The organism is Pantoea sp. JZ29, from assembly GCF_035190385.1.
GTDB lineage: Bacteria > Pseudomonadota > Gammaproteobacteria > Enterobacterales > Enterobacteriaceae > Pantoea > Pantoea stewartii.
In genome coordinates, this window is the sequence record NZ_CP045241.1 from 1,675,825 (window position 1) to 1,699,422 (window position 23,598).

General features: G+C 58.4%; 24 protein-coding genes. All 24 read left to right on the top strand.

Annotated elements, in window-relative coordinates; translation table 11 throughout:
- The first annotated feature begins 19 nt into the window (after positions 1-19).
- Entirely contained in the window at positions 20-973 is a 954-nt protein-coding gene (locus GC090_RS07810; protein WP_039338049.1) for an ABC transporter permease, read from the top strand.
- The gene (locus tag GC090_RS07815; protein WP_006119653.1) at positions 973-1,821 is read left to right on the top strand and encodes an ABC transporter permease; all 849 of its coding nucleotides are present in this window, start codon (positions 973-975) and stop codon (positions 1,819-1,821) included. The genes GC090_RS07810 and GC090_RS07815 overlap by 1 nt, the downstream gene beginning before the upstream one ends.
- Positions 1,818-3,482 (top strand): ABC transporter ATP-binding protein, encoded by a 1,665-nt coding sequence (locus tag GC090_RS07820; protein ID WP_110268287.1) that lies wholly within the window; start codon positions 1,818-1,820, stop codon positions 3,480-3,482. Before GC090_RS07815 ends, GC090_RS07820 begins: the two co-directional genes overlap by 4 nt.
- Positions 3,483-3,565: 83 nt before the next feature.
- Positions 3,566-4,897: an NAD(P)/FAD-dependent oxidoreductase gene (locus tag GC090_RS07825; protein ID WP_324021289.1), complete on the top strand. Its 1,332-nt coding sequence runs from the start codon at positions 3,566-3,568 to the stop codon at positions 4,895-4,897.
- A gap of 10 nt (positions 4,898-4,907) precedes the next feature.
- Complete coding sequence (locus GC090_RS07830; protein ID WP_039338046.1) at positions 4,908-5,750, top strand: GNAT family N-acetyltransferase; 843 nt, start codon at positions 4,908-4,910, stop codon at positions 5,748-5,750.
- On the top strand, positions 5,750-6,676 hold the full coding sequence (locus GC090_RS07835; RefSeq protein ID WP_058701625.1) for a 2-hydroxyacid dehydrogenase: 927 nt from the start codon (positions 5,750-5,752) through the stop codon (positions 6,674-6,676). Before GC090_RS07830 ends, GC090_RS07835 begins: the two co-directional genes overlap by 1 nt.
- Position 6,677: 1 nt before the next feature.
- The gene (locus GC090_RS07840) at positions 6,678-7,811 is read left to right on the top strand and encodes a M20 aminoacylase family protein (protein ID WP_205952017.1); all 1,134 of its coding nucleotides are present in this window, start codon (positions 6,678-6,680) and stop codon (positions 7,809-7,811) included.
- A 113-nt stretch (positions 7,812-7,924) separates the two neighbouring features.
- Positions 7,925-9,238: a 4-aminobutyrate--2-oxoglutarate transaminase gene (gene gabT, locus GC090_RS07845; protein WP_033740353.1), complete on the top strand. Its 1,314-nt coding sequence runs from the start codon at positions 7,925-7,927 to the stop codon at positions 9,236-9,238.
- 250 nt (positions 9,239-9,488) lie between these two features.
- Positions 9,489-10,004, top strand: a complete 516-nt coding sequence (locus tag GC090_RS07850) for an Lrp/AsnC family transcriptional regulator (RefSeq protein ID WP_033740352.1) — start codon at positions 9,489-9,491, stop codon at positions 10,002-10,004.
- Positions 10,005-10,142: 138 nt separating this feature from the next.
- Positions 10,143-11,924, top strand: coding sequence for a thiamine pyrophosphate-requiring protein (locus GC090_RS07855; protein WP_324021292.1), 1,782 nt, complete (start codon positions 10,143-10,145; stop codon positions 11,922-11,924).
- Positions 11,925-12,022: 98 nt separating this feature from the next.
- Positions 12,023-12,865: an oxidoreductase gene (locus GC090_RS07860; RefSeq protein ID WP_324021294.1), complete on the top strand. Its 843-nt coding sequence runs from the start codon at positions 12,023-12,025 to the stop codon at positions 12,863-12,865.
- 215 nt (positions 12,866-13,080) lie between these two features.
- Complete coding sequence (gene phnF, locus GC090_RS07865; protein ID WP_058701628.1) at positions 13,081-13,797, top strand: phosphonate metabolism transcriptional regulator PhnF; 717 nt, start codon at positions 13,081-13,083, stop codon at positions 13,795-13,797.
- Positions 13,794-14,243 (top strand): phosphonate C-P lyase system protein PhnG, encoded by a 450-nt coding sequence (gene phnG / locus GC090_RS07870; protein ID WP_185199300.1) that lies wholly within the window; start codon positions 13,794-13,796, stop codon positions 14,241-14,243. The genes phnF and phnG overlap by 4 nt, the downstream gene beginning before the upstream one ends.
- Positions 14,240-14,824 (top strand): phosphonate C-P lyase system protein PhnH, encoded by a 585-nt coding sequence (gene phnH / locus GC090_RS07875; protein WP_033739495.1) that lies wholly within the window; start codon positions 14,240-14,242, stop codon positions 14,822-14,824. The genes phnG and phnH overlap by 4 nt, the downstream gene beginning before the upstream one ends.
- Positions 14,815-15,891, top strand: a complete 1,077-nt coding sequence (locus GC090_RS07880; protein ID WP_324021296.1) for a carbon-phosphorus lyase complex subunit — start codon at positions 14,815-14,817, stop codon at positions 15,889-15,891. The genes phnH and GC090_RS07880 overlap by 10 nt, the downstream gene beginning before the upstream one ends.
- Complete coding sequence (locus GC090_RS07885; protein ID WP_006119637.1) at positions 15,884-16,732, top strand: alpha-D-ribose 1-methylphosphonate 5-phosphate C-P-lyase PhnJ; 849 nt, start codon at positions 15,884-15,886, stop codon at positions 16,730-16,732. The genes GC090_RS07880 and GC090_RS07885 overlap by 8 nt, the downstream gene beginning before the upstream one ends.
- The gene (phnK, locus tag GC090_RS07890) at positions 16,722-17,483 is read left to right on the top strand and encodes a phosphonate C-P lyase system protein PhnK (protein WP_006119636.1); all 762 of its coding nucleotides are present in this window, start codon (positions 16,722-16,724) and stop codon (positions 17,481-17,483) included. Before GC090_RS07885 ends, phnK begins: the two co-directional genes overlap by 11 nt.
- Entirely contained in the window at positions 17,483-18,202 is a 720-nt protein-coding gene (phnL, locus tag GC090_RS07895; RefSeq protein WP_006119635.1) for a phosphonate C-P lyase system protein PhnL, read from the top strand. Before phnK ends, phnL begins: the two co-directional genes overlap by 1 nt.
- Positions 18,199-19,335 carry an alpha-D-ribose 1-methylphosphonate 5-triphosphate diphosphatase gene (phnM, locus tag GC090_RS07900; protein WP_039338201.1) on the top strand — a complete coding sequence of 379 codons (1,137 nt, stop codon included), beginning with the start codon at positions 18,199-18,201 and terminating at the stop codon, positions 19,333-19,335. The genes phnL and phnM overlap by 4 nt, the downstream gene beginning before the upstream one ends.
- A complete protein-coding gene (gene phnN / locus GC090_RS07905) occupies positions 19,335-19,871 on the top strand; it encodes a ribose 1,5-bisphosphokinase (RefSeq protein WP_006119633.1) in 537 nt (178 codons plus the stop codon). The genes phnM and phnN overlap by 1 nt, the downstream gene beginning before the upstream one ends.
- Positions 19,868-20,638 carry a phosphonate metabolism protein PhnP gene (phnP, locus tag GC090_RS07910; RefSeq protein WP_324021299.1) on the top strand — a complete coding sequence of 257 codons (771 nt, stop codon included), beginning with the start codon at positions 19,868-19,870 and terminating at the stop codon, positions 20,636-20,638. The genes phnN and phnP overlap by 4 nt, the downstream gene beginning before the upstream one ends.
- A 200-nt stretch (positions 20,639-20,838) precedes the next feature.
- On the top strand, positions 20,839-21,669 hold the full coding sequence (gene phnC / locus GC090_RS07915; RefSeq protein WP_006119631.1) for a phosphonate ABC transporter ATP-binding protein: 831 nt from the start codon (positions 20,839-20,841) through the stop codon (positions 21,667-21,669).
- A 25-nt stretch (positions 21,670-21,694) separates the two neighbouring features.
- Positions 21,695-22,624: a phosphonate ABC transporter substrate-binding protein gene (phnD, locus tag GC090_RS07920; RefSeq protein WP_054633541.1), complete on the top strand. Its 930-nt coding sequence runs from the start codon at positions 21,695-21,697 to the stop codon at positions 22,622-22,624.
- Between the two features lie 119 nt (positions 22,625-22,743).
- Positions 22,744-23,598 (top strand): phosphonate ABC transporter, permease protein PhnE, encoded by an 855-nt coding sequence (gene phnE / locus GC090_RS07925; protein ID WP_033739498.1) that lies wholly within the window; start codon positions 22,744-22,746, stop codon positions 23,596-23,598.

Here is a 23,598-nt window from a genome sequence, read left to right on the forward strand (position 1 = left end):
CTGTAAGAGGAGTTCGCCGATGAACCGATACATGATGTTCCTGATTGCCCGGCGCATTGGCGCCGGCATCCTGACCTTGCTTATCGTCTCAGCGGTGGTGTTCTTTATCACCAGCCTGCTGCCGGGCGATGCGGCGCAAATGATCCTGGGGCAAAACGCCACACCCGAAACCGTGGCGGCCCTGCGTCAGCAACTGGGCTTAGATCAGCCGCTGCTGGTGCGCTATTTCACCTGGCTCGGCGGCATGCTGACAGGGAATTTTGGCACCTCATTTGCCAGTCATCTGCCGGTGGCACAGCTGGTGGCACAGCGGCTTCCGGCCACGTTTGAACTGGCGGCGACCACCACCGCCATCTGCGTGCCGCTTGCGCTGATTATCGGTATTGCCGCCGCGATGAACCGCGGCTCGAAGCTGGATCGCGCGCTGGTGATTGGCACTATGGCCACGGTAGCCGTACCGGAATTTCTGGTGGCGACCGTAGCGGTGCTGATCTTCGCCGTGAAGCTGCACTGGGTCTCGGCTATGTCACTGGGCAGTCCCAACATGGATTTCGCCAGCTATATCAAAGCCTACGCATTGCCGGTCATCACGCTATGTTGCGGCCTGGTCGCCCAGATGGCGCGCATGACGCGTGCGGCCATCATTAACCAGCTCGACAGCCCGTATCTGGAAATGGCGTTGCTGAAAGGCGTTTCCCCGATGCGCGCCGTGTTGCGTCATGCCTTACCTAACGCCGTTGGCCCGATTGCAAACGCGATTTCCCTCAGCCTTTCTTATCTGTTTGGTGGCGTCATCATCATTGAAACCATCTTCAGCTATCCCGGTCTGGCCAGCCAGATGGTGGATGCGGTCAGTAACCGCGATCTGCCCGTCGTGCAGCTCTGCGTCATGCTGTTTGCCGGCTGTTATCTGTTGCTGCTGCTGGCTGCGGATATTGTCACTATCGCCTTTAACCCGAAATGGAGGAGCTGATGAAACTTCTGCTTCCCTGGCGCATTTTTCAGTCACTGTCGTTATCAGGTCGCCTGGGCCTGATCGTGACCCTGTTCTGGCTGGTCATCGCGCTGTTTGGCACCTGGTGGGCACCGCACAGCCTCGACGATATTGGTTCCGGGCCGCTGATGGGCGGATTCACCCCCGAAAACCTGTTGGGCACCGATTATCTGGGGCGGGATATGCTCACGCGCATTATGTACGGCGCGAAATTCTCGCTGGGCCTGGCACTCGGCGCGGCCATTCTGGCCAGCCTGATTGGGACGATGCTGGCCTTAATCGCGGCGGTCACCGGACGCTGGCTGGAAGAGCTCTTGGGTCGCATTAACGACGCGATGCTGGTGCTGCCGGGTAAAATTCTGGCGCTGATGATTGTGGCGGTATTTGGTTCTTCACTGCCGATGCTGCTGATCACGGCGGTGTTCACCTACTGGCCGGGCGCCTTCCGCATTGCGTTTGCGCTGGCCAGTAGTTTGCGCAATATGGATTACGTCCGCGCCTCCCGGCTGCGGGGCGAAAGCCGCTGGTACATCGCCATCCACGATATTCTGCCGAACATGGTTCATCCGGTGCTGGCCGATTTTGGTCTGCGCTTTGTGTACATCGTCCTGCTGCTGAGCGGCCTGAGCTTCCTGGGGTTGGGCGTCCAGCCGCCGTATGCCGACTGGGGCACCTTAGTCCGCGAAAATATTCAGGGGCTGTTTGACGGTTCGCCGGCGGTGTTGATGCCCGCCCTGGCGATTGCCAGTCTTACTATCGCCGTAAACCTGTTTATTGACAGTCTGCAAAGCATGCGTCCGCTGACGCTGGCAAAGGAGGGGGCATGAACGTGACACCACATACGGCGATGCCTGTGATTTCGGTGGATAAGCTGCGCGTAACGGCGCACAACGACAATGGCGATGAGCTGGATATCGTCTCCGATATTCGCTTCACCGTGCAGAAGGGGGAAGTCCTGGCGCTGATTGGTGAATCCGGCTCGGGGAAAACCACCATCGCAATGGCGCTGATGGGCTATGCCCGCCACGGTTGTAAGATCGCCGAGGGAAATATCCACGTCGCGGGCACCAACGTCATGGCACTGACGCCTGCCGAACTTCGCTTTTTCCGCGGAAATAAGGTCGCCTACATTGCGCAAAGTGCGGCGGCCTCGTTTAACCCCGGCATGAAAATTATCGACCAGGTGATCGAGCCAGTGGTGATTCACGGCACGATGACGCGCAAGGCGGCAAAAGCCAAAGCGCTGGGCCTGTTTCGGGAGCTGGCGCTGCCGAATCCGGACACCATTGGCGATCGCTTTCCGCATCAGGTTTCAGGCGGACAGCTACAGCGCTTAATGACGGCCATGGCGCTGATTAGCGATCCGGAGGTGGTGATTCTTGATGAGCCTACTACCGCGCTGGATGTCACCACGCAGGTCGAAGTGCTCAAAGCCTTCCGCCGCGTGGTCAAACAGCGTGGCGTGACGGCGATTTATGTCAGCCACGATCTGGCCGTCGTTGCACAAATGGCCGACCGTATTCTGGTTTTGCTGCAGGGAAAAATTGCCGAATACGGCACCACGGCCCATCTGATAGGCGCACCGCAGTCGGACTATACGCGCCTGCTGATGGCGGCGGCGCAACAGAAAGAACGCCCCAGCAACTGGTGCCCGGCAAAGGCGAATGAGCTGCCGCTGCTGGAAGTACGCGACCTGTCTGCGGGTTACGGACCCAAAGGCAGTGATGGTTTGCCCAAAGTGCGCATTCTGGAAAACATCAATCTTACGCTCTGGAAAGGCCAGGCTATCGGCATTATCGGTGAGTCCGGCTCGGGCAAAACCACGCTGGCTCATGCTATCGCCGGCCTGAACCCGGCCTGTCAGGGGCAAATCCTGTTTAACGGTCACATGGTGGCCGGTCAGATGCAAAAGCGCACGGATAACGAACTGCGTCGTATTCAGTATGTTTTCCAGATGGCGGATACGGCGCTCAATCCTGCACACAGTGTGGAACAAATTCTGTCACGCCCGCTGACGCTGTTTCATGGGCTGAGCGGCATCGCCCGGCAGAACCGGCTGTATCAACTGCTGGATTTGGTCAGGCTGCCACGTACCGTGCTCTCGCGCCGTCCCTGGTCGCTGTCCGGTGGACAAAAGCAGCGCGTGAACCTGGCGCGCGCGCTGGCGGCAGAGCCGGATGTCATTCTGTGCGATGAGGTAACCTCGGCGCTCGATACCGTGGTGGCCTCGGCGGTACTGGATCTGATCAGTGAGCTGCGCCGTGAACTGGGGCTGTCTGTCATCTTTATCAGCCACGATATGCACGCCGTCAGAGCGGTGTGCGATGAGATCGTCGTCATGCGCAATGGCGCTATCGTCACCCAACTGGCGCGGGAAAATTACGAGCAGCCGACCCGCGAGCTCTATTTTGAACGCCTGAAACGTGCCGTGCCTGAACTCCGTCAGGGCTGGCTCGACGAGCACGAAGAGATCCTGAAAGCCGAATAACCGGTAAACAAGCGCCCCCCATTCCGGGGCAGGGCAGCACGCCATTGCCATGTTGCCCCAACACACGACGAGGTTGTGACGACATGCCCGCACCGATTCGATATGTACAGGACAGCCCGGATTTCCCGGATGCTGCTGATGTGGTGGTGATAGGTGCCGGTATCGCCGGTGCAGCCGCAACCTGGTATCTGGCAAAGCAGGGCCTGAAAGTGGTGCTGATAGAAAAAGGCCTGGTCGGGGCCGAACAGTCCAGCCGCAACTGGGGCTGGTGCCGCCAGCAGAATCGCGACGAGCGTGAACTGCCACTGGTGATTGAAGCCCTGCGCGGCTGGGAACAACTGAGCCAGGAAACCGGGGAAGAGCTGGGGTTTCGCCGCAGCGGCCTGGTGTATGCCACCCGCAATGAAGCGGATATTGCCGCCTGGGATAAGTGGGGGCAGATGGCGAAGCAGTACGGCGTGCGCAGCGATATTCTGAATGCCCGGCAGGCTAAAGCGATGACGCCGGGCAGTACCACTGACTGGCTGGGCGGCGTATCTGCGCCTACGGACGGTGCTGCTGAGCCGCGACTCGCCGCCCCCGGCATTGTCATAGGGGCGCAGAAAAACGGGGCGCAGGTTTTTCAGCAGTGTGCCGTGCGCGGGCTGGATATCACGGCGGGCCGTGTCAGCGGCGTCGTTACGGAACGCGGCCTGATCAAGACCAGCCGTGTGATCTGTGCTGCCGGGGCATGGACCTCGATGTTTTGCCGTCGTCACGGTCTCGATCTGCCGCTTGGCAACGTGATTGGCACCGCGTTTCGCACCCAGCCCATTCGGCAGGCCATTACCGTGCCGTTTTATACCGAACGTTTCGCCTGTCGCCCACAACTCGACGGCAGCTATACGGTTTCCGTCTCCGGCCGCGGCAGACTGGAGCCCGGCGCGCAGGGTCTACGTTATCTGAAGCAGTTTTATCCCACATTCAAAAGTCGTCGTAAAAACCTTACCCTGAACCTGGGGATTAAACCGTTTTTCCATGGGCCTGAAGCCATGGGCCGCTGGGATCTGGATAGCGTTTCGCCGTTTGAGCGCATGCGTATTCTCGATCCGGCCGCCGATCGCTCGGTGGTGGAAAACGGCCTGGCAGCGATGCGCCGGGAGTTTCCTGCCCTGGCCAACCTGAAGGTTGCCCAGGCCTGGGGCGGCATGATTGACAGCACCCCGGATGCGATTCCGGTCATCTCCACCGTGGCAAAACTGCCCGGTCTGGTGCTGTCGGCGGGCTTCAGCGCCCACGGTTTTGGCATTGGCCCCGGTGCGGGCCGCCTTGCCGCCGAGCTGGCAACTGACGCCACGCCGGTTGTCGATCCGACCCCTTATCGCTACAGCCGTTTCACTGACGGCAGCGCACTTGATGTACCTGGCATGATGTAAGGAAAGCAAAATGACATTTCATATTCGTACCATGACCTCAGACGATATCCCGCAGGTTCACGCCATGAGCCAGGCACTTAACTGGCCGCACCGTCGCGAGGACTGGGCGATCGGCATCCAGCTTGGCGAAGGCGTAGTGATTGAAGAGCAGGGCGAGGTCATCGGCAGCGCGATTCTGTGGCGCTGGGGTGACGAGGCCGCCACCATTGGCCTGGTCATTGTGGCCAATCAGCATCAGGGCCGGGGACTGGGCAAGCAGCTGATGCTGGCGCTGCTGGAAAAAGTCCCCGGCTATAACGTACGTCTGCACGCCACCGACATGGGCAAGGGCCTTTACGAGAAACTGGGTTTTGTGGCCTGCGGCAACATTCTCCAGTACCAAACGCCATCGCTGAGCAGCGTGCCGGCCGTGCCCATCCCGGCGGGGTTAACTCTGTCTGCCGCAACCGCCGACGACCAGGACAGGCTGGTGCAGATGGACCAGGCGGCGCATGGGCTGTACCGCCCTGAACTTATTGCGCATCTTATTAACGATAACCAGACCGTTATTTTGCAGGACGACGCACAACAGGCGCGCGGGTTTGCCAGCCTGCGCCGTTTTGGCCGCGGCTGGGTGATCGGACCGGTGATCGCGGACAGTTTACCGGTGGCACAGGCACTGACCGCCGCGTTAATGCAGGGCCTGAAAGGGGAATATCTGCGCATGGACACCGACGCCGCGCTGCCGATGGCCAGCTGGCTTGAAAGTCTTGGACTGGCCAATGTGGATGCCCCGGTCACCATGGTACGTGGCCAGGTGTGGGCACCACAGGGCATGCAGGCGTTTGGCTTAATGACCCAGGCGATGGCCTGATGCATATCGTGTACAAATCGGAGCCCCAGCGCGGCCTTTACTGGCAGCGCTGGCTGGCGGCGCATGCGCCGGATATCCACTTACATCTCTGGCCCGAAACGGGTGAGCCGGAGCAGGTGGAGGCGGTGATCGCCTGGGTGCCGCCGGACGATGTGACCCGCCGGTTTCCCAACCTGAAAATTCTGTTTTCTGTCGGTGCCGGGGCGGAACAGTTCGATCTGTCCGCGCTTCCTGCGCACCTGCCGTTAGTGAGGATGATTGAGCCCGGGCTGACGCAGGGCATGGTGGAATACATTACCTTCGCCGTGCTGGGACTGCATCGCGATATGCCGCGCTATTTCCAGCAACAGCGTGCGCAGCAGTGGCAGGCGCATTCAGCCGTGCCCGCCAGCGAACGGCGCGTAGGGATCATGGGACTCGGCGAACTGGGGCGCGCCGCACTGACCCAGCTTCAGACATTAGGCTTTGACTGCGGCGGCTGGAGCCGGACGCCCCATCAGATACCGGGCGCAGCCTGCTGGCACGGTGACGCGCAGCTGCCCGCGTTTCTGGCTCGCAGCGACATTCTGGTGTGCCTGTTACCACTGACGCCCAGCACAGAGGGCCTGCTCAATGCCAGACTGTTCAGCCAGTTGCCCGCCGGGGCCGCGCTGGTGCAGGCCGGACGCGGACCGCAGCTTAACGAACAGGATTTGCTGACCGCGCTGGACAGCGGTCAGTTACGGGCCGCGGTGATTGACGTAACGGAGCCGGAACCGCTCCCTGCCGGTCATGCTTTCTGGACCCATCCCGCCATCTGGCTCACGCCCCATATTGCCAGTCGCACACAAAACGACAGCGCGGTGAGCGCACTGGTGGCCAACCTGCGGCGTTTTCAGCGCGGTGAGCCGCTGCACGGCGTTATCGATCGTTCACGAGGATATTAAGATGGATCATTTAGTGGCGTTGCGCCGGGATCTGCACCGTAACCCGGAGCTGGGATTTCAGGAGCAGCGTACCAGCGACATTGTTGCCCGCTTTTTACACGATCTGGGCATTGAAGTGCATCGTGGCATCGGTAAAACCGGCGTCGTGGGCATACTGAAGAAAGGCACAAATTCGCGCATGATTGGGTTGCGTGCCGATATGGATGCGCTTCCTGTGCAGGATAAAGGCGAGGTTGCCTGGACCAGCCTGCAACAAAACCGCAGCCATGCCTGTGGTCATGATGGCCACACGACCATGTTGCTGGGCGCAGCGGAGAAACTGGCGCGTGACGTTGCGTTTGACGGTACGGTGTGTTTTATCTTTCAACCGGCAGAAGAGGGGCTGGCGGGCGCGAAGGCTATGATCGACGATGGCCTGTTTGAACGCTTTCCCTGCGATGCCGTGTATGCGCTGCATAACTGGCCCGAGCTGCCGCTTGGGGAGATTCAAACCCGTCCGGGGCCGATTATGGCGGCAGCCGACCGTTTTGATATCACCGTCAAAGGCGCAGGCGGGCATGCTGCCCAGCCTCATCTGACCCATGACACGCTGCTGGCGCTGAGCGAGCTGGTGGTCCAGCTCAACACGCTGGTGCCACGGGCACTCGATCCCTGCGAACCGGCTCTGCTGACCGTGACGCGCATGCAGGGCGGTTTCTCCCACAATATGATCCCTGCGGAAGCCAACATCACCGGTACGGTGCGCACCTTTAATCCCGCGGCGCAGGACATCATCGAATCACGCCTGCGGCAGATGGCAGAACACATCGCGGCCGCGCACGGCTTACAGGCTGAGGTGAACTATCTGCGCTATTACCCGGCCACGATCAACAGTGATGCGGAAGCGACTCAGGCACTCGCCGCCCTGCAGGCCGCAGGTATGCAGGCACGCCTCGCGGCTCAGCCCGCGCTTACCTCAGAAGATTTTGCTTTTATGTTGCAGGCCAAACCCGGCGCCTATCTGTGGATCGGCTCCGCGCCCTGCAAGCCGCTGCACCATGCGGCCTATGACTTTAACGACGCGTTGATACCGCATGGAATACGGGCATTTATCACGCTGGCCTGCCACGGGCTGGGGGCAACATTTCCTTGCTGAAACCTGTGGGATTTTAACACTTAATGCCGCTACTGGCGGAATTACGGCACCGTCATCGCTCAACAGATTGCGATACTTAAGCCAACCGAACACGACGTGGATGAGGTAGAGAAATGCAGAATGTCCTGGCAGAACAGCAAACTTATTCGGATAACAGCCTGTTGCTGGATGTCCGAGAACACCATGTGCCGCGTGGCATCGTTACCGCACATCCGCTGGTGATCGAACGCGCGAAAGGCAGCGAAGTATGGGATGTGGAAGGGAACCGCTATCTGGATTTCGTGGGCGGCATCGGCGTACTGAACGTCGGTCATAACCATCCTGCGGTCGTTAATGCCGTGACCCGTCAGCTCGGCCTGGTGTCGCATGCCTGTTTTCAGGTTGTGGCCTATCCCGGCTATATCGAACTGGCACAGCGCCTGAATAAGCTGGTCGGCGGTGAAGATCATTATAAAAGTGTTTTCTTCACCAGCGGCGCAGAAGCCGTCGAGAATGCGGTAAAAATTGCGCGAGCTTATACGCAACGTCCCGGCATTATCGCCTTTGACGGTGCCTTCCACGGTCGTACCTTGCTGGGCGTCACGCTGACCGGCATGTCTGCGCCGTACAAACAGAATTTCGGTCCGTTCCCGAGTGATGTGTATCGTCTGCCGTTCCCGAATCCGTTGCACGGTGTCACGGAGGCCGACTGTCTGAAGGCGCTGGAGCAGCTGTTTGCGGTGCAGATTCTGCCGGAGCGCGTGGCCGCCATTATCATTGAACCGGTGCAGGGCGATGGCGGCTTCTTACCGGCCGGTCCTGCGTTTATGCAGGCCCTGCGCCGCATTACCACCCAGCACGGCATTGTGTTGATCTGTGATGAAATCCAGAGCGGCTTTGGCCGTACCGGCACCATGTTTGCCTTCCAGCAACTTGGCATCAAACCGGATTTAGTCACGACGGCGAAGAGTCTGGCAGGCGGGTTGCCGATTTCGGGCGTGGTAGGTAAAGCCGAGATCATGGACAGCCCGGCGCCGGGCGGACTGGGCGGGACCTATGGCGGTAACGCGCTGGCCTGTGCGGCGGCCCTCGCGGTACTGGATATCTTTGAGCAGGAAAATTTGCTGGCGCGTTCTTGTCAGTTAGGTGAGCAACTGAATCAGCGTCTGCGTCAACTGGCAGACAAGTATGCCTGTATTGGCGATGTGCGCGGCGTAGGTTTTATGCAGGCCGTTGAGATTCTGGATGTGGACACACACAAACCCGACAGTGCACTGACGCAAAAGATCCTCGACTGCGCCTGTCAGGAAGGGTTGCTGCTGATTAAATGTGGCTTGCATCGCAATACCATACGTTTCCTTGCACCGTTAGTGACCACCGATTCGCAACTTGAAGAGGCGCTGCATATTTTCGATATCGCGCTGGCGCGGGCGACCGGTCGTTTGTAACAGCACTGGCCCTCATTGACAAGGCAGCCACCCGGGATGCGGTCCACCAGGCCGCAACCGGGTGTCACGCTGGCGCATTTTTTGCAAAGCGTGATAAGCCCGGGATTTTTTGTGTTACAAAAAAGTAGCGCAGTTGTTATTTTAAAAAGGCGTATTTTAAGGAGTAATAAAAGTGCGCTTTGCGCGAGTACACAGCGTATTTCTGGGTAGTCACGAACGTCCAGTACAGCGGTAAACAATGAGGGGTGCTATGAACGGCTTAATGAAACTCGATCGCATCGATATCAATATTCTGGTGCAACTACAAAAAGATGGCCGTATCAGCAACGTTAATCTCGCCGATGCCGTCGGGCTTTCCCCGAGCCCTTGCCTGCAACGCGTCAAGCGCCTGGAACAGGCGGGATTCATCACGGGCTATGAAGCGCACGTTAATCTCACCAAAATTACCGATTCCGTCACCGTCTTTACCGAAGTCACGCTTAACGGACACCGCCGCGAAGACTTTATGAAGTTTGAAGCTGCGATGCGTGACGTCGATGAGCTGATGGAGTGCCATCTGATTACCGGCGGTTACGATTACCTTCTGCGCTTTATCACCCGCAGTATTGAGCACTACCAGGACGTGATTGAGAAGATGCTTGATGCCCAAATCGGCATTGATAAATACTTCAGCTACATCGTGATCAAATCCCCGGTCATGAAAAGCAGTGTGCCCCTGCGCTCACTGATCGGCAAACATAACGCGATGGAATACGGAAGCCAGTAGCCCGCGCAGTAAGAACGCTTTTTCGCGATGACAGGTACGAATGCCACATCGCCTGGGCGCGAAATCCATCACTGACCGTTGATATTTTTTTGATCGACTACCCTTTAAGTCTGCACGGACTAAGAGGGGAAGGCGACCATGAGTACCAAAACCAGTGATTTTTTTGTCCAGCGTCTCAAGGCGTGGGGCGTTACGCGCATTTATGGCTATCCGGGCGATGGCATCAACGGTGTTTTAGGGGCCATTCAGCGTGCCAACGAACAGGGTGACGGCATTGAATTTATCCAGGTCCGTCACGAAGAAATGGCCGCCTTTATGGCCGCCGGACATGCCAAATTTACCGGCGAGCTTGGCGTTTGTCTGTCAACGGGCGGCCCGGGTGCGACACATCTTCTGACCGGGCTCTACGATGCCAAAATGGATCACGCACCGGTTCTCGCCATTGCCGGGCAGGCGGAAGCGACCGCTCGCGGTGCCAGTTATCAGCAGGAAATGAACCTTGACCGGATTTTTTCCGACGTGGCTAATTTTGTGCAGGAAGCCTCCGCGCCTGCGCAGGTCCGCCATCTGATTGACCGTGGCGTTCGTATTGCCATTGCACAGAATGGCGTGGCGGTGGTGATCGTCCCGAAAGATATTCAGGACGAAGACTGGCAGGCGCCTCCGCACCTTCACGGTTTTACCCATTCTGGCAGCGGCTATCAGCGCCCCAAAGTTGTCCCTTACGACCATGATCTGCAACGTGCTGCGGAGGTGCTGAACAGCGGGAAAAAGGTCGCCATTCTTATTGGTTCTGGTGCCCGCGATGCGGCGACAGAAGTGGTGAAAGCGGCTAATCTGTTGGGCGCGGGCGTGGCAAAAGCGTTGTTAGGTAAAGATGTGCTGCCGGATGATGCCCCTTTTGTGACCGGCGCTATTGGTTTACTTGGCACGGGGCCCTCCTGGGAAATGATGCAACACTGCGACACGCTGCTGATGATCGGTAGCGGCTTTCCCTGGACGGAATTTCTGCCGAAAGAAGGTCAGGCACGCGCAGTACAGATTGATATCGATCCTGCCATGCTGGGCCTGCGTTATCCTTGTGAAGTGAATCTGCACGGCGATGCCGCAGAAACGTTGCGTGCTTTGTTACCTTTGCTGGAGCACAAAACCGATCGTCGCTGGCAGGAGGATATTGCACGTCAGGTACAAGACTGGTGGACACTGATGGAAACGCGAGCGCATGCTCCTGCCAATCCCGTTAATCCGCAGCGTGTGGTATGGGAAATGTCGCCGCAACTGCCGGACGATGCCATTGTGACCTCCGATTCCGGCTCCTGTGCCAACTGGTTTGCGCGTGACTATCGTGTAAAACAGGGCCAGCGCGCCTCACTGTCCGGCGGCCTGGCCTGTATGGGGGCGGCGGTGCCCTACGCGATTGCGGCCAAATTTGCCCATCCGCACAAGCCGGTTGTGGCGCTGGTGGGAGACGGGGCGATGCAGATGAATAATATGGCTGAGCTGATCACCATTCAGAAATACTGGCAACAATGGGCCGATCCGCGCCTGATTGTTTGTGTATTCAATAATCAGGACCTCAATCAGGTGACCTGGGAACAGCGCGTGATGGAGGGTAATCCGCGCTTCGAAGCAACCCAGCAACTGCCGAACGTTAACTATGCTGAGTTCGCTGAATCCCTGGGATTGACAGGGATCTATGTGGATAATCCGGATGCGCTCGCAGGTGCATGGCAACGGGCGCTCAGCGCTGACCGGCCTGTACTGCTGGAGGTAAAAACCGATCCGGAAGTCGCGCCTCTGCCGCCACATATCACGTTCAGTCAGGCCAAATCCTTTATGGCCTCCATGGTTAAAGGGGATCGTGGCGCGGTCCAGATTCTCAGTGACACGGCCAGCCAACTTTTTCATAAAAAGCAATAGCGGGTAAATTTTCACTCGCCCTGCGGCAAGACTCTGCTTGCTGCCGGCCATACGGATGTCCGGCAGCCCTTTGCTAAACCGATAACAGGAGCCTGATCATGGGAACAAACACACAACCGGTGTGGCTGATTTCTGGATGTTCAACGGGATTTGGCCGTGAACTGGCGCAGCAGACCATCGCCCGCGGATTCCGGGTGGTCGTAACTGCACGCCATCGATCAGCGATCGCCGATCTGGTTGACGGCCATCCGAACGCGATTGCGGTTGAACTGGATGTGACGCAACAACACAGTATTGATAAGGCGGTCAACAAAGCGCTTGAAACGTTCGGCACCCTTGACGTACTGGTCAATAATGCGGGTTACGGTTACCAAAGTTCCGTCGAAGAAGGGGAAGAGAAGGCCATACGCGCGCAGTTTGATGCCAACGTTTTCGGTCTGTTTGCTCTGACGCGTGCGGTACTGCCGGCTATGCGCACCGCGCGACGGGGTCACATTATGAATATCACCTCTGTGGCAGGATTCATCGGCTTTGCCAGCTCAGGTTATTATGCTGCCAGTAAGCACGCCGTAGAGGGCTGGTCTGATTCGCTCGCCCAGGAGGTGGGTCCGTTAGGGATTCACGTGACCTGTATTGAACCCGGCCCGTTTCGTACCGACTGGGCAGGACGTTCGCTGCATCAGACCCCGAGCACCTTACCGGATTATGCCGAAACCGCTGCCGCCAGGATGAAGGCGACGGCGGCGTACAGCGGCACGCAGAAAGGTGACCCTGTTCGTGCGGCGAGCGCGATGATCGCCATTGCTGAACACCCCGAACCGCCGCGCCACGTGGTGATGGGAGCATGGGGTTATGAGGCGGTAACGGAAAAACTCAAAGCGCGACTGGCACAGATAGAAGCCTGGAAACAGACGTCATTATCAACCGATTTTCCTGATTAAACAGCCGGATAAGCCCTGACCGCCATATGGCATGGATGCCCTATGGCGTTGAGCGGTTTACTCTCAGATCTGTCCGGTGTCCTGCGCTTCACAGACAAATTCACCTTCGCTTCACTAAGTCGTCACCTCTCTGTCATCTGATCCCGTCACGCTGTAGCCATCCCGCAGTCCACCGGCTGCGAAATCCCCCCTTACGCTGTGAGGATTTATTTGTGATGGAGTTATCCAGACATCCGACCACTGTGTATCAGGCCGTTGCGGCGCAACTGGAGCAGGCTGTTCAGGAGCGTTATCGCAGTGGTGACTACCTTCCTTCGGAGCAACAGCTGGCCGATCACTATGCCGTTAACCGCCACACCTTACGTCGGGCGGTTGATGAACTGGTGAATAAAGGGTTGCTGCAGCGTCGCCACGGCGTCGGCATTTTGGTGTTAATGCGCCCGTATGATTATCCGCTCCATGCGCAGGCCCGCTTCAGCCAGAACTTACTGGAACAGGGCAGCGATCCCACCAGTGAGCGCCTGCTGGCCGTATTGCGTCCTGCCAGTGCAGACGTCGCGGCCGCATTAGGCGTGAACGAAGGCGACAACGTCATTCATCTGCGCACGCTGCGCCGGGTCAATGGCCTGCCGGTGTGCCTGATTAATCACTTCCTGCCCGACCTCAGTTGGTGGCCGCAGCTACAACGCTTTACCAGCGGCTCGCTCCATGACTTCCTGCGGCAGCACACCGGCAAGCAGCTGGTGCGCACGCAAACGCGCATCAGCACCCGTCGGGCTCAGGCCAAAGAGTGCAAGCAGCTGGAGATCGCACTGCATTCCCCCTTGTTGTGCGTGCGCACCCTGAATAAAACCACCGATGGTGCGATGGCGGAGTACTCCGTCAGCCTGACGCGTGGCGACATGATTGAACTCACTCTGGAGCACGAATGAAACAGCAAACGGCACGCCAGCACTGGCTTTCGGTGTTGGCCCACAGCAGCGCCGCCGAGCTTGACGCGCTCTGGCAGCCGCTCAACCTTACGCCGGCATTTACGCTGATCCGACCGGCTGAAATTGGCCTGACACGGTTGCAGGCCCGCATGGGCGCGACGGGCAAACGTTTTGTGATGGGCGATGCCACCGTCACGCGCGCGGTCGTCCGGCTAAACGATGGCACCCTGGGCTACAGCTACCTGCTGGGCCGGGATAAAGTCCACGCCGAACGCTGTGCCCTGATGGATGCGCTGTTGCAGCAGACGGGCACCGCCGAGCTGTTACAGGAAAAGATTATTACCCCACTGGCGGCCTTACGCGACGAGCAGCGTCAGCTGCGTGCACGTGAAATCGCCAGTAGCAAAGTGGACTTCTTTACGCTGGTACGCGGAGACAATGAATGACTTTACTGGCAAGTTTTCATCACCCGGTTGCGGATGCGCAGCATGCTTTTCGCCGCATTCTGAAAGCCATGAGCGAACCCGGCGTTATGGTATCGCTGCCGCTGCAACAGGGCTGGGGCGCACTTTCTCCCGCCGCCACTGCCGTGCTGCTGACCCTGGTCGATCAGGAAAGCCCCCTATGGCTGGACCCACAGGTCGATAATCAGACGCTGCGCGATAACCTGCGTTTTCATACCGGCGCACCGATTACCGACAGCAGTGATGCGGCATTTGCGTTAAGTCACGCGACCGCTCAGCCTAACCCGGCCGATTTTTCCGCGGGCGACAACCTGGCACCTGAGAAAAGCACCACGCTGATTATTGAGGTACCTGCGCTGAACGGTGGCCTGGCATTACGGTTGACAGGGCCGGGGCTGCGCGAAGCACGCGCCATTGCGCCACAACTGCCGGAAAGCGTGATCGACTACCTGCGTGCCCGCCCGCATCCGTTTCCTCAGGGTGTGGATCTCATCTTTACCTGTGGCGAAGCGATGATGGCGGTGCCACGGACAACCCACGTTGAGGTGTGCTCATGTACGTAGCCGTGAAAGGGGGCGAAAAAGCCATTGCTAACGCCCATCACCTGCAGGCGGATGTGCGGCGCGGCGATCGCGCGGTGCCTGAATTATCCTGCGACCAGGTCGCGCAGCAGCTCGGTCTGGCAGTAGATCGGGTGATGACGGAAGGTGGCATTTACGATCCCGCGCTGGCGGCGCTGGCGATTAAGCAGGCCGGCGGCGATCTGGTGGAGGCCATTTTCCTGCTGCGTGCCTATCGCACAACCCTGCCGCGGCTGGCGCAAAGCACGCCGTTAGCTACCGGTAGCATGCGAATCGAGCGACGCATCTCGGCGGTGTATAAGGATTTACCCGGCGGTCAGGTACTCGGGCCGACCTACGACTATAGCCACCGTCTGCTGGACTTTACGTTGATGGCAAATGGCGAAACACCGCCGCCGCCGCGCAGTGAGCAGGCGCTACCGGAACACTGTCCGCATATGTTCAGCATGATGAGCGAGGAAGGCTTTGCGGAGGCAGAACACGACGATGGCAGCGAACCCACGGATATCACCCGTGAGCCGATGGGCTTTCCCGCCTCGCGCGCGGCACGTCTTCAGCAACTGGTGCGCGGCGACGAAGGGTTTCTGCTGTCGCTGGGCTATTCCACTCAGCGTGGCTATGGCCGCACGCACCCCTTTGCCGGTGAAATCCGTACCGGATACGTCAGCGTCAGCATTTGCCCCGAAGAGCTGGGTTTTGAACTGGAGATCGGGGAAATGCTGCTGACCGAATGCGAAATGGTCAACGGTTTCACGCACGACGGCGAAAGCGCCCCGCACTTTACACGGGGTTATGGCCTGGTCTTTGGCCGGGCTGAGCGTAAAGCCATGTCCATGGCACTGGTGGATCGGGCGCTACAGACGCGTGAACACCATGAACGCATTACCAGCCCGGCGCAGGACGAGGAGTTTGTGCTGTCCCATGCGGATAACGTCGAAGCCGCAGGTTTTGTGTCCCACTTAAAACTGCCGCACTACGTCGATTTCCAGGCGGAACTGGAACTGCTGAAACGTCTGCGCCAGGACTATCAGGAGCAGCAAAATGGCTGAACTCAGCGGCTATAACAACGGCTATCTTGACGAACAAACCAAACGTACGATCCGACGCGCCATCCTGAAAGCCGTGGCGATTCCCGGCTATCAGGTGCCGTTTGCCGGACGTGAAATGCCGATGCCTTATGGCTGGGGCACCGGCGGCATTCAAATTACCGCCAGCGTGATTGGCGACAAAGACGTTCTGAAAGTTATCGACCAGGGCGCGGACGATACCACCAATGCGGTCTCGATCCGCCGTTTCTTTCAGCGCGTCAGCGGTGCGGCGACGACCGAGCGCACAGTGGACGCCACGCTGATCCAGACGCGCCACCGTATTCCGGAAACGCCGCTGCAAGAAGATCAGATCCTGATTTTCCAAGTGCCGATTCCCGAGCCGCTGCGCTTTATTGAGCCTCGCGAAACGGAAACCCGCACCATGCATGCGTTGGAAGAGTACGGCATCATGCAGGTCAAACTGTACGAAGATATCGCCCGTTTTGGTCACATCGCCACCACCTATGCCTATCCGGTAAAGGTCAACGATCGCTATGTGATGGATCCGTCGCCGATCCCCAAATTCGATAACCCCAAGATGCACATGATGCCCGCGCTCCAGCTGTTTGGTGCCGGTCGTGAAAAACGCATCTATGCCTTGCCGCCCTATACCAAAGTTGAAAGCCTCGATTTTGACGATCATCCCTTCACCGTGCAGCAGTGGGACGAACCCTGTGCGCTCTGTGGTTCGCGCCACAGCTATCTGGATGAGGTGGTGATGGACGACCAGGGCACGCGCATGTTTGTGTGCTCCGATACCGATTTTTGCCACCAGCAGCAGGAACAACACCATGCACAGTGAACAACCGCTGCTCGCGGTGAACAACCTTACGCATCTGTATGCGCCAGGAAAAGGCTTTGAAGACGTCAGTTTTGATCTCTATCCGGGCGAGGTTTTGGGTATCGTCGGGGAATCCGGATCGGGCAAAACCACCCTGTTGCGTAGCCTGTCAGCGCGGCTGGCACCGCAGGCAGGCGCGATTCATTATCTGCAACGCGATCTGTATCAAATGAGCGAAAGCGACCGCCGCCGCTTACTGCGCACGGCGTGGGGCGTGGTCCACCAGCACCCGCTGGAAGGTTTGCGCCCTCAGGTCACGGCGGGCGGCAATATCGGCGAGCGCCTGATGGCCGTCGGTCACCGCCATTACGGCGAGATCCGCGCGCAAGCCAGCCACTGGCTGCAGGCGGTGGAAATCGCAGCTAACCGCATCGATGATCTGCCGACAACCTTTTCCGGCGGCATGCAGCAGCGTCTGCAAATCGCCCGCAATCTGGTCACCCAGCCGAAGCTGGTGTTTATGGATGAACCGACCGGCGGCCTGGACGTCTCGGTGCAGGCACGGTTATTGGATCTGCTGCGTACGCTGGTGCGGGAACTCAATCTGGCGGTGGTGATTGTGACGCACGATCTGGGCGTGGCGCGCCTGCTGGCGCATCGCCTGCTGGTGATGAAGCAGGGCCGGGTGGTGGAAAGTGGCTTAACTGACCGCGTGCTGGATGACCCGCATCATCCTTACACGCAACTGCTGGTTTCATCGGTGCTCAACTAATGGCGACGGCGACTATGAAAACGCAACTGCGCGTAGAAAATTTGTGCAAAACCTTTGTGTTGCACAATCAAAACGGGGCGGCGCTGCCGGTATTACAGAATGCCTGCCTGGACGTCAGTCAGGGCGAATGCGTGGTACTGCACGGGCATTCCGGCAGCGGGAAATCCACCCTGCTGCGTGCCCTGTACGGTAACTATCAGGCCAACAGCGGCCACATCTGGGTACAGCATCAGGGCGAGTGGGTGGATATGGCGCAGGCACCGGCCCGTCAGATTATTGCCATTCGTCGCGATACTATCGGCTGGGTCAGTCAGTTTCTGCGCGTCATCCCGCGCGTGCCGACGCTGGAGATCGTGATGCAGCCGTTGCTGGAGCGCGGCGTGGAACGCGGCTTCTGCGAAGCCCGCGCGAAAGAGCTGCTGACGCGACTTAACGTCCCGCAGCGCCTCTGGTCTCTGGCCCCCTCAACCTTTTCGGGAGGCGAGCAGCAGCGCGTCAATATCGCCCGCGGCTTTATCGCGGACTATCCGGTGTTGTTACTGGACGAACCCACAGCGTCACTCGACAGTGTCAACAGTGCCGCGGTCGTGGGCCTGATTGAGCAGGCGCGTGAACGCGGCGCGGCAATCGTGGGGATCTTTCATGATGAAGCGGTGCGGGAACGTGTGGCCGATCGCCTGCACGTCATGCAGCCCTTCAAAACAGGGGCAGAAGCATGATCATTAATAACGTAAAGCTGGTGCTGGAAAATGAGGTTGTTGCCGGTTCGCTGGAGTTTCGCGAAGACCGTATTACCAACTTTAGCGAAACGAACAGCCAGCTGGCCAGTGCGCTGGATGGCGAAGGCGCGTATCTGCTGCCGGGCCTGGTGGAGTTGCATACCGATAACCTGGACAAATTTTTCACCCCACGGCCTAAAGTCGACTGGCCGGCGCACTCGGCGATGAGCAGCCACGATGCGCTGATGGTGGCCAGCGGCATCACCACCGTGCTGGATGCTATCGGCGTGGGGGATGTGCGTGATGGCGGCCACCGACTGGAAAATCTCAGTAAAATGATTGGCGCGATTCGTGACAGCAACCAAAAGGGGCTTAATCGCGCGGAGCATTTACTGCATCTGCGCTGTGAGCTGCCGCATCATACAACGCTGCCGCTGTTTGAAGCCTTGCTGTCCTCACCCGAGCTGTCGCTGGTGTCGCTGATGGATCACTCACCCGGCCAGCGTCAGTATGCGTCGCTGGAAAAGTACCGGGAATACTACCAGGGAAAATACCAGCTGAATGACGAGCAGATGGATGCGTTTGAGCGCGAGCAACTGGAACTGGCCGAGGCCTGGTCACAGCCTAATCGTCTGGCGATTGCCGCGCTGTGCCGCGATCACGGCATCGCGATCGCCAGTCATGACGATGCGACTGTTGACCATGTCGAAGAGTCGCACGCCGTGGGCAGTGCGATTGCCGAGTTTCCCACCACGCTGGAGGCGGCGAAAGCTTCGCGCTACCGCAACATGCAGGTGTTAATGGGCGCGCCCAACATTGTTCGCGGCGGTTCGCATTCCGGCAACGTGGCCGCCTGGGAGCTGGCCGCTCACGGCATGCTGGATATCCTGTCGTCGGACTACTATCCCGCCAGCCTGCTGGATGCGGCGTTCCGCCTGGCCGCCGATGAGCGCAATACGCTCTCTTTGCCTCAGGCCATTGCGCTGGTGACGTGCAATCCGGCACGTGCGCTGGGGCTGGAAGATCGTGGCGTGATCAGCGAAGGCTGCCGCGCCGACCTGGTCCTGGCGCATACTCAACATGGCCATCCCCATATTCGCCATGTCTGGTGTAAAGGTCGGCAGGTGTACTGATGGCCCGGCTCATCTGGCTTATCGGCCCGTCCGGTTCAGGCAAAGACAGCCTGCTGGACCGGCTGCGCGAGGCACCGCCTGAGGGCTTGCTGATTGCTCATCGCTATATTACGCGCCCCCATGATGTAGGGGGCGAAAACCATATCGCCCTGACGGAAGCGGAATTTATCCGGCGCGATGCGCTGGGGTTATTTGCCGTCAGCTGGCAGGCGCACGGTTTTTATTATGGCGTGGGCAGTGAAATCGACCACTGGCTGGCGTGCGGGCAAAACGTGCTGGTCAACGGATCGCGCCAGCATCTGGAACACGTCCGGGCACGTTACGGCACGCGACTGTTACCGCTATGCCTTGAGGTGTCGTCTGCGGTACTGGCCGCACGGTTACGCCAGCGTGGCCGTGAGAGCGAAGCGGCGATCGCCCAACGGCTGGCACGGGCTGACCGGCATCAGCCAGAAGGCTGCCTGCGGCTGAATAACGATGGCGCACTCGAAGAGACCGTACAACAGTTACGTCAGCTGCTGGAGGGCGCCTCATGAAACTGACCCTGCTCGGTACGGGCGGCGTAACCGGGGCACCCGTGTTCGGTTGTGACTGTGTCGCCTGTTTGCGCGCCCGTCAGTTTGCCCGTTATCGCCGCGCGCCTACAAGCGCGTTAATCGAAGCCGGACGTGAACGTATTTTACTGGATGCGGGCTTACCCTTGCTGGCAGAACGGTTTCAGCCTGAGGATATCAACCGGATTCTGCTGACGCACTATCATATGGATCATGTGCAGGGCTTATTTACCCTGCGCTGGGGCAAAGGAAAACCGATTCCCGTCTGGGGGCCGCCGGATGAAAAGGGCTGTGACGACTTGTTTAAACATCCCGGCTTACTGGATTTCCGGCCCGCGTTAACCCCCTTCGTGGCCCAGTCATTTGGCGACCTGCGGGTGACGCCCTTACCACTCCAGCATTCACGGCTTACGCATGGCTATCTGTTTGACTGGCACGGTGCCCGGCTGGCCTGGCTGTGTGATACCTGCGGTCTGCCGCCGGATACCGCGGATTTCCTTCGTGGACAAACGCTGGACCACCTGGTGCTGGACTGCAACGATCCCCCCGGTCAGGGCGGGCGTAACCATAACGATGTGACCGCGGCCCTGACCATCATCGAGGCACTGAAACCCCACCAGGCCTGGCTGATTCATCTGAGTCACGATATGGACAACTGGCTGGCCGAGCATCCGCTACCGGCCTCGGTGCAGGCGGCGCATGACGGCCTGTCGCTGTCTCTGGACGCCGTTTTGCCTGTCATCGTTTAATCACATAACCGTAATACAGCTTTCATCCCCGGTGTTCTTAATATAGCGGTCTCTCGTCAGGTTCTTGCTGCGTGAGCAGGGCCTGCTGTCCCTGCTGCCAGCAAAGGCACTGAGCCAACAGGTACGGGCCAGACAGGGTAATGAAGCCCCGGATTCAGCGTCGGGTGCACAGAACGTTAACTGGAACAACGGAGAACATCATGGCACAGGCACTGCTGAAAACGGTGGTCGATAACGTCACGTCGTTGACCCACTCCGGCGGGCAAAAAGTGTTATCTGTTCAGGGATTGAGCAAAGCCTACGGTAGCAACAAAGTCCTCGATAATGTCAGTTTCGATTTGCATGCGGGTGAATTAGTGGCGGTGATTGGTCGCTCTGGCGCAGGCAAATCGACATTGCTGCATATGCTGAACGGCACCATTTCGGCCTCGCAGGGCGCAATCATCAGCCTGCATCACGGCGAAGCCGATCGCAATGTGGTCAACCTCAGTAGCCGCCAGATGCGCGAATGGCGTGCGCAGTGCGGCATGATTTTTCAGGATTTCTGCCTGGTGCCGCGTCTTGACGTGCTGACCAACGTGCTGCTGGGTCGTCTCAGCCAGACGTCGACGCTGAAATCGTTTTTCAAAGTCTTCTCTGACGCCGACCGCGCCCGCGCGATTCAACTGCTGGAGTGGATGAACATGCTACCGCAGGCGTTACAGCGTGCCGAAAACCTTTCAGGTGGACAAATGCAGCGCGTGGCGATCTGTCGGGCGCTGATGCAAAACCCCAAAATTCTGCTGGCCGACGAACCGGTTGCCTCTCTCGATCCCAAAAATACCACCCGCATTATGGACGTTCTGCGCCAGGTGAGTGAACAGGGCATCAGCGTGATGGTTAACCTGCACTCGATCGAGCTGGTGAAAAGTTACTGCACCCGCGTCATTGGGATTCAACGCGGTGTGGTGCTCTTTGACGGCCATCCTTCTGACCTGACCGACGGCCTGCTGCATCAGCTGTACGGCGATGAATTCAACCAGATCCACTAACTATCACAGCAAGAGAACAAGGCTAATGAAAATCAAAGCTTTCGCGTTATTGACTACGGCACTGCTTACCTTTGGCGTTAATGCAGCGGATGCACCTAAAGAACTGAATCTGGGCATTTTGGGCGGTCAGAACGCCACCCAGCAGATTGGTGATAACCAGTGTGTGAAATCCTTCTTTGATAAAGAACTGCACGTGGATACCAAAATCCGCAACTCGTCCGACTATTCCGGCGTAATTCAGGGCCTGCTGGGTGGCAAAGTGGATCTGGTGCTGAGCATGTCGCCGTCGTCTTACGCCTCGGTGTATATTCAGGACCCGAAAGCCGTCGATTTAGTCGGCATTGTCGTGGATGACAAAGATCAGTCTCGCGGTTATCACTCTGTCGTGATTGTGAAAGCTGACAGTCCTTACAAAAAGCTGGAAGATCTGAAAGGCAAATCGTTTGGGATGGCCGATCCGGATTCCACGTCAGGCTTCCTGGTACCCAATCAGGCCTTTAAAAAGCTGTTTGGCGGCAACATCGACAACAAATACAACAATTTCTTTTCCAGCGTAACCTTCTCCGGTGGTCATGAGCAGGACATCCTGGGCGTGCTAAATAATCAGTTCGACGGCGCCGTCACCTGGACCTCCATGGTGGGGGATTACAATACGGGCTACACCTCGGGTGCGTTTGGCCGCCTGATCCGTATGGATCATCCTGACCTGATGAAACAAATCCGCATCATCTGGCAGTCACCGTTAATTCCTAACGGGCCTATCCTCGTGAGCAATAAACTGCCCGCCGATTTCAAAGCGAAAGTGATTGCTGCCATCAAAAAACTGGATAAAGACGACCACGCCTGTTTCACCAAGGCCGTGGGCGGCCAGCAGCACATTGGCAAAACCTCTGTGGCTGACTTCCAGAACATCATCGACATGAAGCGCGAGCTGATGAAAGGCGCGCGCGGCTAACGGTAAAGCCGTTGGCGTTGAGCCAGCGAGCCGCCCGCCGGGGTGCGGGCGGCCCGCTATCACAGACAGATTTCCCTTTCTCTGCTGACTTTGCCACACATCAATCTGAGAACACCGCCGTGACCGACTTCGAACGCTATTATCAACGCATCCGCCGCCAACAGAAGCGTGACTCGCTCGTCTGGTCACTGGTGCTGGTGGGGCTTTACCTGGCGGCGGCGAATATGGCCGAGTTCAATCTCGTGACCATCTGGCAATCCTTACCGCACTTTTTTGATTACCTGCACGAAATCATGCCCGTATTGCATCTGCCGGTGTTATTTGCGGATGGCAAGACAGAAGGATCGCTGGCTTACTGGGGCTATCGTCTGAATATCCAGCTGCCGTTGATATGGGAAACATTGCAGCTGGCGCTGGCCTCCACGCTGATTGCGGTGGTGATAGCGGGCGTGCTGGCCTTCTTTGCGGCCGATAACACACAAACGCCAGCCAGTCTGCGCATGGCGATTCGCGCTTTTGTCGCCTTTCTACGCACCATGCCGGAACTGGCCTGGGCGGTAATGTTTGTGATGGCATTTGGCATCGGAGCGATTCCCGGCTTTCTGGCGCTGGCGCTGCACACCATTGGCAGCCTGACCAAACTGTTTTATGAAGCCATTGAGTCCGCCTCGGATAAACCGGTGCGCGGGCTGGCGGCCTGCGGTGCCAGCAAACTGCAACGGATGCGCTATGCCTTCTGGCCGCAGGTGAAGCCGGTTTTTCTGTCATACAGCTTTATGCGCCTGGAAGTTAATTTCCGTTCGTCGACCATCCTGGGGCTGGTGGGGGCGGGCGGCATTGGTCAGGAGTTAATGACCAATATTAAACTGGATCGCTTTGATCAGGTCAGCATGACGCTGCTGCTGATTTTGATTGTGGTCTCGCTACTGGACACCGTTTCTGGCCGCCTGCGCCGTCGCGTTGTGGAGGAATAA

Excerpts from the sequence above, each read along its gene's own strand:
- GC090_RS07810 (WP_039338049.1), top strand. The coding sequence starts at position 20 with ATGAACCGATACATGATGTTCCTGATTGCCCGGCGCATTGGCGCCGGC.
- GC090_RS07815 (WP_006119653.1), top strand. The coding sequence starts at position 973 with ATGAAACTTCTGCTTCCCTGGCGCATTTTTCAGTCACTGTCGTTATCA.
- GC090_RS07820 (WP_110268287.1), top strand. The coding sequence starts at position 1,818 with ATGAACGTGACACCACATACGGCGATGCCTGTGATTTCGGTGGATAAG.
- GC090_RS07825 (WP_324021289.1), top strand. The coding sequence starts at position 3,566 with ATGCCCGCACCGATTCGATATGTACAGGACAGCCCGGATTTCCCGGAT.
- GC090_RS07830 (WP_039338046.1), top strand. The coding sequence starts at position 4,908 with ATGACATTTCATATTCGTACCATGACCTCAGACGATATCCCGCAGGTT.
- GC090_RS07835 (WP_058701625.1), top strand. The coding sequence starts at position 5,750 with ATGCATATCGTGTACAAATCGGAGCCCCAGCGCGGCCTTTACTGGCAG.
- GC090_RS07840 (WP_205952017.1), top strand. The coding sequence starts at position 6,678 with ATGGATCATTTAGTGGCGTTGCGCCGGGATCTGCACCGTAACCCGGAG.
- gabT (WP_033740353.1), top strand. The coding sequence starts at position 7,925 with ATGCAGAATGTCCTGGCAGAACAGCAAACTTATTCGGATAACAGCCTG.
- GC090_RS07850 (WP_033740352.1), top strand. The coding sequence starts at position 9,489 with ATGAACGGCTTAATGAAACTCGATCGCATCGATATCAATATTCTGGTG.
- GC090_RS07855 (WP_324021292.1), top strand. The coding sequence starts at position 10,143 with ATGAGTACCAAAACCAGTGATTTTTTTGTCCAGCGTCTCAAGGCGTGG.
- GC090_RS07860 (WP_324021294.1), top strand. The coding sequence starts at position 12,023 with ATGGGAACAAACACACAACCGGTGTGGCTGATTTCTGGATGTTCAACG.
- phnF (WP_058701628.1), top strand. The coding sequence starts at position 13,081 with ATGGAGTTATCCAGACATCCGACCACTGTGTATCAGGCCGTTGCGGCG.
- phnG (WP_185199300.1), top strand. The coding sequence starts at position 13,794 with ATGAAACAGCAAACGGCACGCCAGCACTGGCTTTCGGTGTTGGCCCAC.
- phnH (WP_033739495.1), top strand. The coding sequence starts at position 14,240 with ATGACTTTACTGGCAAGTTTTCATCACCCGGTTGCGGATGCGCAGCAT.
- GC090_RS07880 (WP_324021296.1), top strand. The coding sequence starts at position 14,815 with ATGTACGTAGCCGTGAAAGGGGGCGAAAAAGCCATTGCTAACGCCCAT.
- GC090_RS07885 (WP_006119637.1), top strand. The coding sequence starts at position 15,884 with ATGGCTGAACTCAGCGGCTATAACAACGGCTATCTTGACGAACAAACC.
- phnK (WP_006119636.1), top strand. The coding sequence starts at position 16,722 with ATGCACAGTGAACAACCGCTGCTCGCGGTGAACAACCTTACGCATCTG.
- phnL (WP_006119635.1), top strand. The coding sequence starts at position 17,483 with ATGGCGACGGCGACTATGAAAACGCAACTGCGCGTAGAAAATTTGTGC.
- phnM (WP_039338201.1), top strand. The coding sequence starts at position 18,199 with ATGATCATTAATAACGTAAAGCTGGTGCTGGAAAATGAGGTTGTTGCC.
- phnN (WP_006119633.1), top strand. The coding sequence starts at position 19,335 with ATGGCCCGGCTCATCTGGCTTATCGGCCCGTCCGGTTCAGGCAAAGAC.
- phnP (WP_324021299.1), top strand. The coding sequence starts at position 19,868 with ATGAAACTGACCCTGCTCGGTACGGGCGGCGTAACCGGGGCACCCGTG.
- phnC (WP_006119631.1), top strand. The coding sequence starts at position 20,839 with ATGGCACAGGCACTGCTGAAAACGGTGGTCGATAACGTCACGTCGTTG.
- phnD (WP_054633541.1), top strand. The coding sequence starts at position 21,695 with ATGAAAATCAAAGCTTTCGCGTTATTGACTACGGCACTGCTTACCTTT.